Source organism: Pseudomonas sp. WC1, from assembly GCF_050586565.1.
In the GTDB taxonomy this organism is placed as follows: Bacteria; Pseudomonadota; Gammaproteobacteria; order Pseudomonadales; family Pseudomonadaceae; genus Aquipseudomonas.
In genome coordinates this window covers 1-15,723 of record NZ_JBOBDQ010000088.1, presented here as the reverse complement: position 1 = coordinate 15,723, position 15,723 = coordinate 1, and the positions used below count along the sequence as shown (strand labels likewise).

Genomic DNA, 15,723 nt, shown 5'->3' with positions numbered 1-15,723 from the left:
CCGGCGAAGGGGGCTGCCATGCAGCCCCCAACCCAAGTCAGTCGAGATGTGGACAAGTTGTCGCATATCTTTCTCGAAGCACTCCACAACTCCCACGCAAGCTATTGTTTCCACAGCTGGAAAACTTTCCACGGATTATGTGGAACCGCCTGTGGAAAACATGGTGGCACCTTGCTCAAGCCCTTGTGTACCGTAGCCTCCAAGGAACTGTTCGTTTTTTGATCAGGTCTTGCTTGTGCATGATTTATTGAGGGTTTTTAGCAGCTGCGCGGTTCATCCACAGCTATCTGAATTCTGTGGATAAGTCTGTGAAAAAACTTTGGACAGACCGCCACAGACGGCAGGTTGAAAGCGTTGCGCCATCACGGGCAGATGTCCACAGCAAGCAAAGGTTCCCTGGAGCCGACAAGTTGCCCCCAATCTGTGGGGAAAGCCTTGTGGATAAGATGCGCATAGCCTGACGAAAGCCTGCAATCACGGGGCTTTTCAGCGTCTGTACGTTTTTTGATCAGTGGCTGAAACGGTTGTCGACAACGCTTGCGCCGGGCATGCTGCAAGGCCTGCCGAGCACACCCAAGGAGAAGAGCATGACGTCCACCGTATTCATCACTGGCGCGACTTCCGGTTTCGGTGAGGCCACCGCCCGCCGTTTCGCCGATGCTGGCTGGAAGCTGGTGCTCACCGGTCGCCGCAAGGAGCGCCTGGATGCGCTGTGCCAAGAACTCTCGGCCAAGACCGAGGTGCATGGGCTGGTGGTCGATGTGCGTGATCGCCAGGCCATGGAGGCCGCCATCGCCAGCCTGCCGCCGAGCTTCGACAAGCTCCAGGGCCTGGTCAACAATGCCGGCCTGGCATTGGGTGTGGATGCGGCGCAGAACTGCAGCCTGGACGACTGGGAAACCATGGTCGACACCAACATCAAAGGCCTGATGTACACCACCCGCTTGCTGTTGCCGCGCCTGATCGCCCACGGGCGCGGCGCGTCGATTCTCAATGTCGGTTCGGTAGCGGGCAACTACCCGTACCCCGGCGCGAATGTGTATGGCGGCACCAAGGCCTTCGTCGGCCAGTTCTCGCTGAGCCTGCGCTGCGACCTGCGCGGCACTGGCGTACGGGTCAGCAACATCGAGCCGGGGCTGTGCGAAAGCGAGTTCTCGCTGGTGCGTTTCGGCGGCGACCAAGCCAAGTACGACGCCACCTACGCCGGTGCCGAGCCGATCCAGCCGCAGGACATCGCCGAGACCATCTTCTGGATCCTCAACCAGCCGGCGCATATCAATATCAACAGCCTTGAGCTGATGCCAGTGAGCCAGGACTGGGCAGGGTTCTCGATCGATCGCTCGCTCAAGGGCTGATGCGCTGCAAGCCCGCTCCCATGCCTGTACGACGCGGGAGCGGCGGTGCGCCGATGCGACTTGCCCCGCGATTGTGTCAGACCAGGCGCTGCAAGCCTTCCAGGCAAGTCGCCAGGTGGTAGGGCGTGGTCGAAGGCATGTCATGGCGGCTCACTGCCCCCTCGCCATCGCGGCACTCATGCCAGCCGCCTTCATGCAGGAAGCGTGACTCCAGCGCCGTGAGCTGTTCCAGCAGCCGCGCCTCGCTTCCCGGTCGCAGGGCCAGTGCCCGCAGGTACTCCACCTGCGCCCAGATACGCTGTGTCGCGTCGATCACCTTGCCGTCCACATCCAGCATCGCCAGTACCGCAGCATCCTTCACGCCGCACTGTTCGGCGAAGTCGAAGGCCCGCTCGATGGAGGCATGCAGCGCAGTACCGCGCAGCAACTCGGAAGTGTCGAGCAGATAGAACCATTCGAACTGGTGTCCCGGCTCGAACCAGTTATCCACAGCCCCGCGCGGTTTCTCCAGCATCAGGCCGTGTTGCGGCTCGATGAACTGCGCCTGCAAGCCGTCGCACAGCTGCAACAGCGAGTGACGCACCTCTTCATCCTCACGTACCGCCAGCACTTGCAGAAAGGCTTCGGCCAGGTGCATCTGCGGGTTCTGCAGCGGGCCGCTGCCCAGGTCTGACCAATCCTCACCCAGGCTGGCCTCGTACAGGCCATCGTCGCGGGCGAACTGCTCGTGGATCACCTCGAGGGCACCATTGAGCGTGGCTTCCACCAGCCCTTCGCCGACCTTGCCCAGGTAATGGGCGCAGGCGAAGACGATGAAGGCATGGGTGTAGAGGTCCTTGCGCCGGTCCAGCGGCTTGCCCTGGGCGTCGATGCTGTAGAACCAGCCGCCGTGCTCGGCGTCGTGGAAGTGCTTCTGCAGTGAGCGGAACAGCGCCGCGGCGCGCTCGGCGGCGCCCGGTTGTTCTATACGGCTGCTGAACAGGTACAGCTGGCGGGCGCAGGCCATGGCCCGGTAGCGTTGCACCGGCAGTGGCCGGTGCTGGGTGTCGAGGGCCTCGTAGGGCAGTGCCATGTCGGCGTTCCAGCCTGGGCCTTGCCACAGCGGCACGATGCGATCGGCGAAGTGCTGTTGGAAACGGGTCAGTGCGGGGCGGGGGTCGGACATGGTGGCGCTCGTGGACGGTCGGGCAGGGCGCCATGGTAGCAGAAGTGGCCAGTGGTTCGTGGGAGCGGGCAGCGTGGGAGCGGCGATGCGGCGACCCGACTTGCCCCGCGATGGCGCTATCGCGGGGCAAGCCCGCTCCCACGATCCTGTTTGGGCAAGAGCGTCAGCCTGGATTGCCCAGCCCCTGCCAGTGCCGAGCGCCGACAAAAATGAAGCGCAACTGCTGGGTGATCTTTTCCTGTGCCGTCAGCGCCTGTGCATGGCCCGGTTCGGGGCTGTCGATCAGCTCGGGCAGGGTGGCGAACACGGTCTTGACCACCAGGTCGGCTATCACCGCCAGGGCGGCGCCGTCCAGGTGCCGCCAGCGCGGCATGCGCGCAAGGTCGGTGGCCAGGTCGCTGCTGATGTCCTGGCGCAGGCGGGCGATGGCTTGGCGCACCGGTTGCGAGCCGCCGTACTGCTCGCGGGCGAGGAACAGGAACTGCGCGCGGTGGGCGGCGACCACGTCGAGGAAGATGCGCACCGAGGCATCGGTGATGCCACCCAGTTCGAATTCGTTATGGCGCACCAGGCGGATGGTCTGGCGGAAGGTGGTGTCCACCTCGGCGACCAGGGCCAGGCCCAGGGCGTCCATGTCGGGGAAATGACGGTAGAAGCCAGTGGGCACGATGCCGGCGGCCTTGGCCACCTCGCGCAGGCTGATGCTGCCGAAACCCCGGCCGCTTTCCATGAGCAGGCAGGCGGCATCCAGCAGGGCCTGGCGGGTTTGTAGCTTCTGTTCGGCGCGCGGCAGCATGGGCAGGCTTCTATGACGGTACGGCTGGGCATTCTGGATAGAAAAACGAAGCCCGGTCAATGGACCGGGCTTGGAGGGGAGCAGCTGCTACGCGGAGGGTTGTTGTTTTCGGCCATGGCGATCAGCTCACACGGCTGAGTTCGACCAGGCGATCCGAGCCACCCTCGGCTACACGGTTGTTGCGTTCGTTGAGGCGATCGGAACCACCTTCGGCGACGCGGTCGTTGCGTTCGATCAGGCGATCGGAACCACCCTCGGCGACGCGGTCGTTGCGTTCGATCAGGCGATCGGAGCCCCCTTCGGCGACACGGTCGTTGCGTTCGATCAGGCGATCGGAACCACCCTCGGCGACACGGTCATTGCGTTCAATCAGGCGATCAGAGCCACCTTCGGCAACACGGTTGTTACGTTCGAGCAGGCGTTCGGCACCGCCTTCGGCCACGCGGCCTGCACGTTCCTGCAGGCGCTCGGCGCCACCTTCTGCCAAGGTGTTCAGCGGTTGGCTGACGGTGATGGCGCTGGAGCGCGACTCGGCGCTCAGGTGCTGGTCTTCGGCTGGCAGGGCGAAGGCGTTGGCAGCAAGTACAGACAGGGTCAGGCTCAGCAGCAGATGGCGTTTCATGATTCGGTGCTCCTCTGGGGGGCTGGAAAGTGGGTACGGAGCCAATGCTACGCCCGGTAACTCCAGAGAAAAGTTCATCAGGATAATGGTAACAATCGACGGCATTGATACTGTGCTTGGAGCGCTCTGGCTCAATGTTTTCGGCGATGCGCCGAGTATTGAGGCACGCCGACTCCCCGGTAACACTGCCACGCTCCGTAGACCAAAAGCTGAGAAAATCGTCAGGAAAATCTTGGTTATCATGCTGCGCGGATTAAACCCGGCGGGTTTTCATCAGTCCGACATAATGAGTGCCATCGTCGCGCCGCCTTCCATGCAGTCAGGAGAATCACGCAATGACGCGCCCTGCCAGAATCATCGTCTGGACCTTCGCCACCCTGGCCACCCTGTTGGCAATCCTGGTGGTGGTGATCGCCACCTTCGACTGGAACCGCGTCAAGCCGTTGCTCAACGAGAAAGTCTCCGAAGCCCTGCACCGGCCTTTCGCGATCAATGGCAACCTCGCCGTGCACTGGCGCACCGAACCCGAGGAGGGCGGCTGGCGTGCCTTCGTGCCCTGGCCGCACTTCACCGCCGAAGACCTCACCCTGGGCAACCCCGAATGGCTCAAGGAGCCGCGCATGGTGGGCCTGGAGCGGGTGGGTTTTCGCCTGGCGCCGTTGCCGCTGATCGTCCAGCGCATCAGCATCCCGCGCATCGACCTGGTCAAGCCCAGTGCCAGCCTCACCCGCCTGGTCGATGGCCGGGCCAACTGGGTGTTCGACTTCGGGCCCAAGGATGAGCACGAGGAGCCGTCGAAGTGGGTGCTGGACATCGGCGCGATCGGCTTCGACCAGGGCAATGTCAGCTTCGACGACCAGACCCTGAAAACCAGCATGAAAGTGCAGGTCGACCCGCTGGGCAAGCCGATTCCGTTCAGCGACATCGTCGGCAAGGCCAGCGCCGAGAAGGCCGGCAACGCCCAGGACTATGCCTTCGGCTTCAAGGCCCAGGGGCGCTACAAGGGCCAGGCGGTGGCCGGCACCGGCAAGATCGGCGGCCTGCTGGCGCTGCAGGATGCCAGCCAACCCTTCCCGCTGCAGGCCGACGTGCGCATCGGCGATACCCACGTGGCCCTTGCCGGTACCCTGACCGACCCTCGCAACCTGGGGGCCCTCGACCTGCGCCTGAAGCTCTCCGGCAGCAGCCTGGGCAACCTCTACCCGCTGACCGGCGTGACCCTGCCCGACACCCCACCCTACGCCACCGACGGCCACCTGAGCGCCAACCTGCAGGCCGCCGAGGGCGCGCATTTCCGCTATGCAGGCTTCAACGGCAAGATCGGCGACAGTGATATCCATGGCGACCTGGCCTTCGTCGCCAGCCAGCCCCGGCCAAAACTGTCCGGCAAACTGGTCTCCAACCAACTGCTGTTCAAGGACCTGGCACCGCTGATCGGCGCCGATTCGAACGTCGAGCAGAAGGCTCGCGGCGGCGCCAGCAAGCAGCCGGCCAACAAGGTGTTGCCGGTAGAGGAGTTCCGCACCGAGCGCTGGCGGGCGATGGATGCCGACGTGACCTTTGCCGGCAAGCGCATCGTGCACAGCGAGAAACTGCCGTTCAACGATTTGTCCGCCCACGTGATCCTCGAGGATGGCCTGCTGCGCCTGGAACCGCTGCGCTTCGGCGTGGCCGGGGGCAGCCTCGATTCCAACATCCGCCTGGACGGGCGCAGCACGCCGATGCAGGGGCGCGCCCAGCTCACCGCCCGGGGCTTCAAGCTCAAGCAATTGTTCCCCAGCTTCGCGCCCATGCAGACCAGCTTCGGCGAGCTCAACGGCGACGCCGATATCAGTGGCCGGGGCAACTCGGTGGCGGCGTTGCTCGGCACTTCCAACGGCGACCTGCGCCTGCTGATCAACGATGGCGCCATCAGCCGCAGCCTGATGGAGATCGCCGGGCTCAACGTGGGCAACTACGTGATCGGCAAGCTGTTTGGCGATGAGGAAGTGAAGATAAACTGTGCCGCGGCCGATGTCGGCATCAAGGAGGGCCTGGCGACCACCCGCCTGTTCGTTTTCGATACCGAGAACGCGATCATCTACATTAACGGCACGGCCAATTTCGCCAGCGAGCAACTGGACCTGAAGATCACCCCGGAATCGAAAGGGTTGCGGCTGTTCTCGCTGCGCTCGCCGTTGTATGTGCGCGGGCCGTTTGCCAAGCCCAGTGCCGGCGTGCAGGCAGTACCGCTGGCTTTGCGCGGTGCGGGGATGGTGGCCTTGGGTGTGGTGGCGGGGCCGGCGGCGGGGCTGCTGGCGCTGATCGCGCCGAGCAGCGGCGATGTGCCCAACCAGTGCACGCCGTTGTTGCAGCAGATGCGCGCCGGCAAGGCGCCGGCGGCGGTGAAGGCCAAGAAGTAGGGCCGCTTTGCGGCCCGATCGCTCCCACAGTTATCACCGATCGCCTGTGGGAGCCGGCTTGCCGGCGATTGGGGCGCACAGCGCCCCCAACACTACAAGCCCTGCAACAGATCCGACATATCGTCGGCGTGCTCTTCTTCCTGGGCCAGGATGTCTTCGAAGATGCGCCGCGTGGTCGGGTCTTTATCGCCGATGTACTGGATGATCTCGCGGTAGCTGTCGATGGCGATCCGTTCGGCCACCAGATCCTCCAGCACCATCTCCTTCAATGAACTGCCCGCCACGTACTGGGCATGGGAATTCTTGGTCAGGTTGTCGGGGTTGAAGTCCGGCTCGCCGCCCAGCTGTACAATGCGTTCGGCCAGCTTGTCGGCATGCTCGGCTTCCTGGGTGGCGTGCTCGAGGAACTCCTCGGCGGCGACGCTGGCCTTGATACCGCTGGCCATGAAGTAGTGACGCTTGTAGCGCAGCACGCAGACCAGCTCGGTGGCCAGCGACTCGTTGAGCAGGCGCAGGATCTTCTCGCGATCGGCGTGGTAACCCTCGGTCACCGCGCCTTGCTCGACATGCTGGCGGGCACGTTCGCGCAGGGTTTTCACATCGGTCAGTTCAACGCTCATGTTCATCTCCGAAAGGATCAGGGTGGTCATGGGGTGTCATGCGCCGTGGACGGCGTCGCTGTCTTCCTGGCGTTGCTTGCAGGTCTTGAAGCCCTTGGCGTCGACATGGCCGGTGGCGTCGAAGCGCACGTAATAGGGCTGTTGCTGGCCATCGCGGTTGAGGATGTAGTCGTTGCAGGTGCCGCCGTGGGGCAGGTCACTGACATTCGACGGGCTGCCGCCGATGGCGATGACCTTCTGCATGGTCATGCCGTGCTCCACCTGCTTGACCAGCGGCTCGTCACGGTAGGTGACGTAGTCCACCGGGTTTTCCGGGCGGCTGCCGCAGGCGGCGAGGGTCGCGCTTGCCAGAAGGATGGCCAGGGTGTGCTTGTACATGGTCCCGCTCCTTGCTCAGGGTCTGTTCTGCTTGGAACCGCGCAGCGCGCCGGGAGTTCGATTGCGAATGACGCAGGGCACGCTGTAGTGTGGGCCGGTCGTCCATGGAAAAGGGCAGGGTGATGAGTCAGGAACTGGCCACGCGTTATCCACTGGTGCTGGTGCCGGGCATGCTCGGTTTCGTGCGGGCGCTGCTGTATCCCTACTGGTTCGGCATTGTCCCGGCGTTGCGCCGGGGCGGCGCGCAGGTGTATCCGGTGCAGGTGTCGCCGCTGCATTCCAGCGAGGTGCGCGGCGAGCAGCTGTTGATCATCATCGAGGACATCTGCCAGCGGACGGGGGTCGAGAAGGTCAATCTGATCGGCCACAGCCAGGGCGCGCTCAGTGCCCGCTATGCGGCGGCGAAGCGGCCAGACCGGGTGGCCTCGGTGACCTCGGTGGCCGGCCCCAACCATGGCTCGGAGCTGGCCGACCACCTTGAACGCACGGCGCCGGGCGACTCTGCCAAGGGGCGCATCCTCAAGGCCGTGCTGCATGGTTTCGCCGTGCTGCTGGGCTGGCTGGAGACCGGCTGGCGCCGGGATCCGCTGCCGATCGACGTGCATGCCTCGCACCAGTCGCTGACCAGCGCCGGGGTGGCGCTGTTCAACCAGGCTTATCCACAGGGGCTGCCCGAGGTCTGGGGCGGCGAGGGGCCGGCCGAGGTGAACGGCGTGCGTTACTACTCCTGGTCAGGCACCTTGCAGCCGGGCCGCACCGACCAGGGCTTGAACCGCTTCGACGGCAGCAATCGCTTCTGCCGCTTGTTTGCCCGCAGCTTCGTGCGCGAGAAGGGCCACTGCGACGGCATGGTCGGGCGCTTCAGCTCGCACCTGGGCCAGGTGATCGGCGACGACTATCCGCTCGACCACCTGGACATCGTCAACCAGTCCCTCGGCGCGGTGGGCAAGGGCGCCGAACCGGTGCGGCTGTTCACCGAACATGCCGCACGGCTCAAGGCCGCGGGGGTGTGACCGTGCGACGTACTGGCGTTGTCCAGCGCTCGGCCAGCAGCACGCCGACCAGTGTCAGCAAACCGCCGACCAGGTGATAACTGGCCAATTGCTCGTCCAGCACCACTGCGGCGATCACCGCCGTGACCACCGGCAGCAGGTTGAAGAACAGCGTGGTGCGGCTCGGGCCCAGGCGATGCACGGCCTGCATCCATACTCGCGGCGCGACCATCGAGGCCAGCAGGCCGGCATACAGCACCAGGCCGAGGTTGTGGCCGTTCAGCCCGGTCTTCGGTGACAGCACAAACAGCGGCAGCAGCACCAGGATCGCCACCAGCACCTGCAGGTAGAGCAATTGCAGCGGCGGCAGGCGCAGCTGCCATTTCTTCAGCAGGAAGCTGTACAGCGCATAGGCGAGGGTGGCCACCAGCATCATCAGGTCGCCACTGTTCAGGCCCTGGTGCAGCAGCGTGCCAGGCTGCCCGGCCGAGACAACTTCGAGCACGCCGAAGAACGACACGATCGCGCCCAGCAGCGCGCCGTAGCTCAGGCGCTGGCCCAGCCAGGCGATGGACAGGGCCAGTGACATCAGCGGCATCAGCGAGAGGATGATGCCCATGTTGGTGGCGCTGGTGATGCTGGCGGCGAAGTACGCCAGGCTCTGGTAGATGGCCATGCCCAGCACGCCCAGCACGAACACCTTGCCCAGGTGCGGGCGGATCGTCGCGCGGTTGCGCCAGACCTGGGGCAGCAGGAACGGCGTGAACAGCAGGCCGGCCAGCAGCCAGCGGTAGAAACCGATCTCGGCCGGGAAGATGGCCCCCGCGGACATCTTGGTGACCACGGTGTTGCCGGCCCAGATGAGGATGGCGATGAGGGGGAAGAGGTAGTTCATTGGGACTCTCAGGTAACGGGTGTCCCCTGCAGGAGCGGGCTCGCCCCCTCCTGCAGGGAGGGTGTGACGGCGGGTATTATCGCTTGTCTGCTTGCATGCCTATACTTCCATCCAGACAACCTACCCCGCGAAGCAGACAGCATGGCCCGCAAGTACCTCGATATTCCGCGCTTCGACCAGCTCCCGGCCCCGGTGTACTTTCGCTACGACGAATTCGGCGCCGACACCCATAGCGCCCCGCACCGTCACCCCTGGGGCCAGCTCAACTACGCGTCCCATGGCCTGATGCACCTGGATGTCGAAGGCCAGCGCTTCATTTCGCCGCCGCACTATGCTGTCTGGGTGCCGCCGGATACCGAACATGGCTGCTACAACCCCCAGGCCATCGTCTACCGCTCGGTCTACCTTGACCGCAGCCTGTGTGCCGGGCTGCCTGGGCAACCCTGCAGCCTGGTGATCAGCGACATCCTCAAGGCGATCCTCGGCGACTTCGCCCGCCGCGACCTGCGCATCGCCCGGGACGAGCGTGACCAGCGCCTGGCACAGGTGCTGTTGGACCAGTTGCACCTGGCGCAGACCCAGACCTGCTACCTGCCGTTCGCCCGCAGCGACAGCCTGCGCCAGGTGCTTGAAGGATTGCATGGCGAACCCGGCGACAACCGCCCGCTGGCCCACTGGGCCGCGCAGGTGCATGTCAGCGAACGCACCCTGGCGCGGCAGTTTCTGCGTGAACTGGGGATGAGCTTCGGCGAATGGCGCCTGCGCCTGCGCTTTCTACGCGCCATCGAGGCGCTCGAGGCAGGCACCGCGATCCAGGCCATCGCCTTCGACCTCGGCTACAGCAGCGCGTCGGCCTTCATAGCCATGTTCCAGCGCCAGGCCCGGTGCACGCCGGAACAGTACCGACGGCGGGCGCGGACAGAGATGTAAAAATTCTTGTCTACACTCAGCTGCGACGAGCGCGCATCCGGCGCGCAGGCAAGGAGACCACTCCATGAAGCTGCTGCACGTACCCCTGCTGGTGTTGGGCATGTTGATCGCGGGGCAAGGATTCGCCGCCACCGCGCAACAGGAAAAGATGAAGACCTGCAACGCCGACGCGACCGCCAAGGCGCTCAAGGGCGACGAGCGCAAGGCGTTCATGAGCACTTGCCTCAAGGCCAAGCCTGCCGCCACCCAGCAGGAGAAGATGAAGACCTGTAACGCCGATGCCACCACCAAGGCGCTCAAGGGCGACGAGCGCAAGACCTTCATGAGCGACTGCCTGAAGAAGAAATGACCTGCGCCTATGCCTCTGCCGTGAAGGCTGGCAGACTGCGGGACTTTCCGCTGTCTGCCGTCGAGGCTGTATGACCTTCACCCCCCGCCAGGTCACCCTGGCCAGCTGGATCATCGTCATGGCCGGCCTGTTGCTGGCGCTGCCCCTGAAGCTGCTGCCGAGCCTGCTCGCCGGCCTGCTGGTGTTCGAGCTGGTCAACATGCTCACCCCCAGGCTGCAGCCGCTGATCGCCGGGCAGCGTGCGCGCTGGCTGGCGGTGGCGCTGCTCGGCACATTGGTGGTGAGCACGCTCACCCTGCTGATTGCCGGCGCCTTCAGTTTCCTCCTGCACGAGGCCGAGAACCCCGGCGCCTCGCTGGACAAGTTCATGGGCCTGGTCGAGCGTGCCCGTGGCCAGTTGCCGCCGTTCATCGAAGCCTACCTGCCGGCCAGCGCCGCCGAGTTCAAGGTGGCCATCGGCGAATGGATCAAGAGCCACCTGAGCGACCTGCAACTGGTCGGCAAGGGCATGGCGCACATGTTCGTGACCCTGTTGATCGGCATGATCCTCGGCGCCATCGTCGCCCTGCAGCGCATCCCCGACATTTCTCGGCGCAAGCCCCTGGCCGCGGCCTTGTTCGAGCGCCTGAGCCTGCTGGTGCAGGCGTTTCGCAACATCGTCTTCGCGCAGATCAAGATCTCGTTGCTCAACACCTTCTTCACCGGCATCTTCCTTGCCGTGGTGCTGCCGCTGTTCGGCGTGCACCTGCCGCTGACCAAGACCCTGATCGTGCTGACCTTCCTGCTCGGGCTGCTGCCGGTGATCGGCAACCTGATGTCCAACACCCTGATCACCATCGTCGGCCTGTCGCTGTCGATCTGGGTGGCGATGGCGGCGCTGGGGTACTTGATCGTTATCCACAAGGTCGAGTATTTCCTCAACGCGCGGATCGTCGGCGGCCAGATCAGTGCCAAGGCCTGGGAGCTGTTGCTGGCGATGCTGGTGTTCGAGGCGGCGTTCGGCCTGCCGGGGGTGGTGGCGGGGCCGATCTACTACGCCTACCTGAAGAGCGAGTTGAAGCGGGCTGAGTTGGTCTGAGGATCACCGGGGCCGCTTTGCGGCCCTTTCGCTGGCAAGCCAGCTCCCACAGGAGAGGTGCGTACCCAGCTTTTGTGGGAGCCGGCTTGCCGGCGAAAGGGCCGCAAAGCGGCCCCAAATCGATCAGAGCACGCCGTAGCGCTTGCGCGCCTCGATCGCCAGACCGCTGCCGATGCTGCCGAAGATATTGCCTTCCACATGCCGCGCATTGGGCAGCATCGCCGCCACGCTGTTGCGCAGCGCCGGAATGCCGCTGGAGCCGCCGGTGAAGAACACCGTGTCCACCTGGCTCTCGCTCACGCCTGCCTTGGCCAGCAGTTCGCTCACGCTGCCGCGCACCCGCTCCAGCAGCCCATCGATGGCTTCTTCGAACAGTGCCCGGGTCAGCTCGGCCGACAGCTGCGGCTCGATCCGGCCAAAATCGATGCTCCGGCTGTCGCGCTCGGTCAGCTCGATCTTGCTGGCCTCCACCTCCATCGCCAGCCAGTGCCCGGCGCGCTGCTCGATCAGCTTGAACAGGCGGTCGATACCCAGGGTGTCCTCGATGTCGTAGCGCATGCTGCCCAGGGCCAGCTGCGACTTTTGCGCATACAGGGCGTTGATGGTGTGCCAGGTGGCCAGGTTGAGGTGGTAGCTGGTGGGCATCAGCGCGCCGCTTTTCATCCGGCTGCCATAGCCGAACAGCGGCATCACACCCTGCAGGCTCAGCTGCTTGTCGAAGTCGGTACCGCCGATGTGCACGCCGCCGGTGGCGAGGATGTCGTCCTGGCGCTCGGCCACCAGGTGGCGCTCGGGCGACAGGCGGATCAGGGTAAAGTCCGAGGTACCACCGCCGATATCCACAATCAGCACCAGCTCTTCACGGCTGATGCCCGACTCGTAGTCGAACGCCGCAGCGATCGGCTCGTACTGGAACGACACGTCCTTGAAGCCGATCTTGCGCGCAACTTCCGCCAGGGTATCCTCGGCCTCCTGGTCGGCGGCCGGGTCTTCGTCGACGAAAAATACCGGGCGGCCGAGCACCACCTGGTCGAATTCGCGGCCGGCATCGGCTTCGGCGCGCTTTTTCAGCTCGCCGATGAACATGCCCAGCAGGTCCTTGAACGGCAGGGCGCTGCCCAGCACGCTGGTGTCGTGCTTGATCAGCTTGGAGCCCAGCAGGCTCTTGAGCGAGCGCATCAGGCGGCCTTCGTAGCCTTCCAGGTACTCGTGCAGGGCCAGGCGGCCGTACACCGGGCGACGTTCCTCGATATTGAAGAAGACCACCGACGGCAGGGTGATCTTGCCGTCTTCCAGGGCGATCAGCGATTCGGCGCCAGGGCGGTGCCAGCCGACCGTGGAGTTGGAGGTACCGAAGTCGATGCCGAGGGCACGGGCCGGGGATACGTCAGACATGGAGAAAGCTTCCGGAGGCAAAACGGCCGCGCAGTTTATGCCGTTCTGCGGCTAAATCAAGACCGGTCGTCTGCGATAGCGCAACCCCGGATGAGCCTTGAAAGGCTATGCTTGACCCCAATCTTCAGTAGCAATACGTACATTCACATCGGTGATCCATAGATGGACTTCAAAGACTATTACAAGATACTCGGCGTCGAGGCGAGCGCGGACGACAAGGCGATCAAGGCCGCGTACCGCAAGCTCGCGCGCAAGTATCACCCCGACGTCAGCAAGGAGCGTGACGCCGAGGACAAGTTCAAGGAGGCCAACGAGGCCTACGAAGTGCTTGGCGACAAGGACAAGCGCGCCGAGTACGACGAGATCCGCAAATACGGCGGCCAGCATGGCCGGCCGTTCCAGGCGCCGCCTGGCTGGGAGTCTCGCAGCGGTGGTGGCGGTGGTTTCGAAGGTGGCGATTTTTCCGATTTCTTCAGCTCGATCTTCGGCGCCCGGGGTGGCAACCCCTTCGGTGGCGGCGGTGGCCGGCAACAACGCAGTGCCGGCAGGCGAGGGCAGGACGTGGAACTGGAACTGGCGGTGTTCCTCGAGGAAACCCTGAACAAGGAATCCAAGCAGATCAGCTTCCAGGTGCCGCAGACCAACGCTGCAGGCCAGCGCACCGGGTTCACCACCAAGACCCTGAACGTGAAGATCCCTGCCGGTGTGACCGACGGCGAGCGCATCCGCCTCAAGGGCCAGGGCGCGCCGGGCGTGGGCGGCGGGGCCAACGGCGATTTGTTCCTGACCATCCGCATGGCACCGCACCCGCTGTTCGATGTCGAAGGTCATGACCTGATCATTACCGTGCCGCTGGCACCGTGGGAGGCGGCACTCGGCGCCAAGGTGGCCGTGCCGACTCTGACCGGCAAGATCAACCTGACCATCCGTCCCGACAGCCAGAGCGGCCAGCGCCTGCGGGTCAAGGGCATGGGCCTGTTGAACAAGCAGGGCGAGCGCGGCGACCTGTACGCCCAGCTCAAGGTAGTAATGCCTGCCCAATCCGATGACGCAGCGCGCGCATTGTGGACCCAGCTCTCCGAGAAAGCCGCGTTCAACCCGAGGACTCAATGGAGTAAGTGATCATGAGCAGCACCCTGATCGTTCAACTGGACATGCGTACCCTTTGCCAGGAAGCCGACCTCACGGCCGATTGCGTGATCGAGATCGTCGAGCACGGCATTGTTGAACCTTCGGGGCGAACGCCGGAGGAATGGGTGTTCGACGACCGCGCGCCGGTCACCCTCAAGCGTGCGGTGAAGCTGCATGATCAGCTGGAGCTGGAGTGGGAAGGGGTGGCCCTGGCGCTTGAGCTGCTGGAAGAGGTACAGCAGTTGCGCAGCGAGAACCACATGCTGCGCCAACGGTTGGGCCGGTTTACCCAGATGTAAACGTTGTGGGGCCGCACGGCGGCCCCTCGGGCTTCACGGCTGTGCCCCAGGATCGAGCATCAATTGCATGAAGGTCAGGTCCAGCCACCGGCCGAACTTCACCCCTACCTGCGGCATCTGCCCGGTCACCACGAACCCCAACCGCTCGTGCAGGCGCACCGACGCGGCATTGCCGCTCTCGATGGCGGCGACCATCACATGCTTGCCACAGCCCCTGGCCCGTTCGACCAGCGCTTCCATCAGCACCGGGCCCAGACCTTTGCCGCGCTGGTCTGCACGGATGTACACCGAATGTTCGACCGTATGGCGGAAGCCCTCGAAGGGGCGCCAGTCGCCGAACGAGGCGTAACCCAGCACGCCGCTGTCATCCACCGCGACCAGGATTGGATAACCCTGCTGCGCGCGGGCCTCGAACCAGGCCAGGCGATTGGCCAGGTCCACCGGGGTTTCGTTCCAGATCGCCGTGGTGTTGGCCACGGCGTCGTTGTAGATGTCGAGGATGCCCGGCACGTCGTCGATCAGGGCGTCGCGGATCTGGTAACTCATGACAGCGTCTCGCAAGGGAAGTGGTTGCAGATTAAATGGTAACCAGGCCGCGCACACCTTCAGCCTGCATGTTTTCGCCGCGGCCGCGCTGGACGATCTCGCCGCGGGCCATGACCAGGTACTGGTCGGCCAGTTCCTCGGCGAAATCGTAGAACTGCTCCACCAGCAGGATGGCCATGTCGCCACGGTCGGCGAGCTTGCGGATCACCGCGCCGATCTCCTTGATCACCGACGGCTGGATGCCTTCGGTAGGTTCGTCGAGGATCAACAGGCGCGGGCGGCTGGCCAGGGCGCGGCCGATGGCCAACTGTTGCTGCTGGCCGCCAGAGAGGTCGCCGCCACGGCGTTGTTTCATCTGCTCCAGCACCGGGAACAGTCCGTAGATGAACGCCGGCACTTCCCGTGCCTCACGGGCGGGGAAGCGCGACAGGCCCATCAGCAGGTTTTCCTCGACAGTCAGGCGCGGGAAAATCTCGCGGCCCTGGGGCACGTAGGCGATGCCGGCCTGGACCCGTTGCTGGGGCTTGAGCGTGGTGATCGGCTTGCCTTCCCATTCCACGCGGCCCTCGCGGGCTGGCAGCAGGCCCATCAGGCAGCGCAGCAGGGTGGTCTTGCCCACGCCGTTGCGGCCCAGCAGGCAGGTGACCTCGCCGACCTTGGCCTCGAAGGACAGACCGCGCAGGATGTGGCTGCCGCCGTAGTACTGGTGCAGGGTGTCGATTTTCAGCATGTCATGTCCCTGTTGGTTTTTACCTCGCCTGCACCGGCCT

At 64.6% G+C, this 15,723-nt stretch carries 18 protein-coding genes; 9 read left to right on the top strand and 9 right to left on the bottom strand.

The features are described from left to right. Positions 1–222 (top strand): hypothetical protein (locus tag ACQ4OD_RS25300; protein WP_430945141.1); only part of this gene is annotated, 222 nt, incomplete at its 5' end. Positions 223–587: 365 nt separating this feature from the next. Then, positions 588–1,355 carry an SDR family oxidoreductase gene (locus ACQ4OD_RS25295; protein WP_110701808.1) on the top strand — a complete coding sequence of 256 codons (768 nt, stop codon included), beginning with the start codon at positions 588–590 and terminating at the stop codon, positions 1,353–1,355. A gap of 76 nt (positions 1,356–1,431) precedes the next feature. Here ACQ4OD_RS25295 and ACQ4OD_RS25290 read toward each other — a convergent pair whose 3' ends face one another. The 3 genes from ACQ4OD_RS25290 to ACQ4OD_RS25280 form a co-directional block, all read right to left on the bottom strand. Further along, positions 1,432–2,520, bottom strand: coding sequence for an AGE family epimerase/isomerase (locus ACQ4OD_RS25290; protein ID WP_430945140.1), 1,089 nt, complete (start codon positions 2,518–2,520; stop codon positions 1,432–1,434). Between the two features lie 163 nt (positions 2,521–2,683). Next, a complete protein-coding gene (locus tag ACQ4OD_RS25285) occupies positions 2,684–3,316 on the bottom strand; it encodes a TetR family transcriptional regulator (RefSeq protein ID WP_430945139.1) in 633 nt (210 codons plus the stop codon). Between the two features lie 121 nt (positions 3,317–3,437). Next, positions 3,438–3,938 carry a phage infection protein gene (locus ACQ4OD_RS25280; RefSeq protein ID WP_198755618.1) on the bottom strand — a complete coding sequence of 167 codons (501 nt, stop codon included), beginning with the start codon at positions 3,936–3,938 and terminating at the stop codon, positions 3,438–3,440. 335 nt (positions 3,939–4,273) lie between these two features. Here ACQ4OD_RS25280 and ACQ4OD_RS25275 point away from each other — a divergent pair, with 335 nt between their 5' ends. Continuing rightward, entirely contained in the window at positions 4,274–6,340 is a 2,067-nt protein-coding gene (locus ACQ4OD_RS25275; protein ID WP_430945138.1) for an AsmA family protein, read from the top strand. A gap of 92 nt (positions 6,341–6,432) precedes the next feature. Here the strand turns inward: ACQ4OD_RS25275 and ACQ4OD_RS25270 are convergent, their stop codons facing one another. Together ACQ4OD_RS25270 and osmE are read right to left on the bottom strand one after the other, a co-directional pair. Beyond that, positions 6,433–6,990 (bottom strand): ferritin-like domain-containing protein, encoded by a 558-nt coding sequence (locus ACQ4OD_RS25270; protein ID WP_232968180.1) that lies wholly within the window; start codon positions 6,988–6,990, stop codon positions 6,433–6,435. Positions 6,991–6,996: 6 nt separating this feature from the next. Continuing rightward, complete coding sequence (gene osmE / locus ACQ4OD_RS25265; protein ID WP_102683961.1) at positions 6,997–7,338, bottom strand: osmotically-inducible lipoprotein OsmE; 342 nt, start codon at positions 7,336–7,338, stop codon at positions 6,997–6,999. Between the two features lie 122 nt (positions 7,339–7,460). Here osmE and ACQ4OD_RS25260 point away from each other — a divergent pair, with 122 nt between their 5' ends. Next, the gene (locus ACQ4OD_RS25260; protein WP_198755616.1) at positions 7,461–8,351 is read left to right on the top strand and encodes a lipase family alpha/beta hydrolase; all 891 of its coding nucleotides are present in this window, start codon (positions 7,461–7,463) and stop codon (positions 8,349–8,351) included. Here the strand turns inward: ACQ4OD_RS25260 and ACQ4OD_RS25255 are convergent. Then, positions 8,332–9,225, bottom strand: coding sequence for a DMT family transporter (locus tag ACQ4OD_RS25255; RefSeq protein WP_430945137.1), 894 nt, complete (start codon positions 9,223–9,225; stop codon positions 8,332–8,334). The two genes, ACQ4OD_RS25260 and ACQ4OD_RS25255, sit on opposite strands and share 20 nt — an antisense overlap. Before the next feature lie 141 nt (positions 9,226–9,366). Here ACQ4OD_RS25255 and ACQ4OD_RS25250 point away from each other — a divergent pair, with 141 nt between their 5' ends. The 3 genes from ACQ4OD_RS25250 to ACQ4OD_RS25240 all read left to right on the top strand — a co-directional run bounded on the left by ACQ4OD_RS25250 (position 9,367) and on the right by ACQ4OD_RS25240 (position 11,582). Next, positions 9,367–10,155, top strand: coding sequence for an AraC family transcriptional regulator (locus ACQ4OD_RS25250; protein WP_430945136.1), 789 nt, complete (start codon positions 9,367–9,369; stop codon positions 10,153–10,155). A 64-nt stretch (positions 10,156–10,219) separates the two neighbouring features. Beyond that, positions 10,220–10,504: a PsiF family protein gene (locus tag ACQ4OD_RS25245; protein ID WP_046854024.1), complete on the top strand. Its 285-nt coding sequence runs from the start codon at positions 10,220–10,222 to the stop codon at positions 10,502–10,504. A gap of 70 nt (positions 10,505–10,574) precedes the next feature. Then, positions 10,575–11,582: an AI-2E family transporter gene (locus ACQ4OD_RS25240; protein WP_046854025.1), complete on the top strand. Its 1,008-nt coding sequence runs from the start codon at positions 10,575–10,577 to the stop codon at positions 11,580–11,582. Between the two features lie 123 nt (positions 11,583–11,705). Here the strand turns inward: ACQ4OD_RS25240 and ACQ4OD_RS25235 are convergent, their stop codons facing one another. Next, complete coding sequence (locus ACQ4OD_RS25235) at positions 11,706–12,977, bottom strand: Hsp70 family protein (RefSeq protein WP_430945135.1); 1,272 nt, start codon at positions 12,975–12,977, stop codon at positions 11,706–11,708. 162 nt (positions 12,978–13,139) lie between these two features. Here ACQ4OD_RS25235 and cbpA point away from each other — a divergent pair, with 162 nt between their 5' ends. Continuing rightward, the gene (gene cbpA / locus ACQ4OD_RS25230; RefSeq protein ID WP_102683965.1) at positions 13,140–14,099 is read left to right on the top strand and encodes a curved DNA-binding protein; all 960 of its coding nucleotides are present in this window, start codon (positions 13,140–13,142) and stop codon (positions 14,097–14,099) included. Positions 14,100–14,101: 2 nt separating this feature from the next. Next, on the top strand, positions 14,102–14,407 hold the full coding sequence (locus ACQ4OD_RS25225) for a chaperone modulator CbpM (RefSeq protein ID WP_023630087.1): 306 nt from the start codon (positions 14,102–14,104) through the stop codon (positions 14,405–14,407). Between the two features lie 33 nt (positions 14,408–14,440). Here the strand turns inward: ACQ4OD_RS25225 and ACQ4OD_RS25220 are convergent, their stop codons facing one another. Further along, entirely contained in the window at positions 14,441–14,953 is a 513-nt protein-coding gene (locus ACQ4OD_RS25220) for a GNAT family N-acetyltransferase (RefSeq protein ID WP_139673784.1), read from the bottom strand. Positions 14,954–14,984: 31 nt separating this feature from the next. After that, complete coding sequence (gene urtE / locus ACQ4OD_RS25215) at positions 14,985–15,683, bottom strand: urea ABC transporter ATP-binding subunit UrtE (RefSeq protein WP_430945134.1); 699 nt, start codon at positions 15,681–15,683, stop codon at positions 14,985–14,987. Between the last annotated feature and the right edge of the window lie 40 nt (positions 15,684–15,723).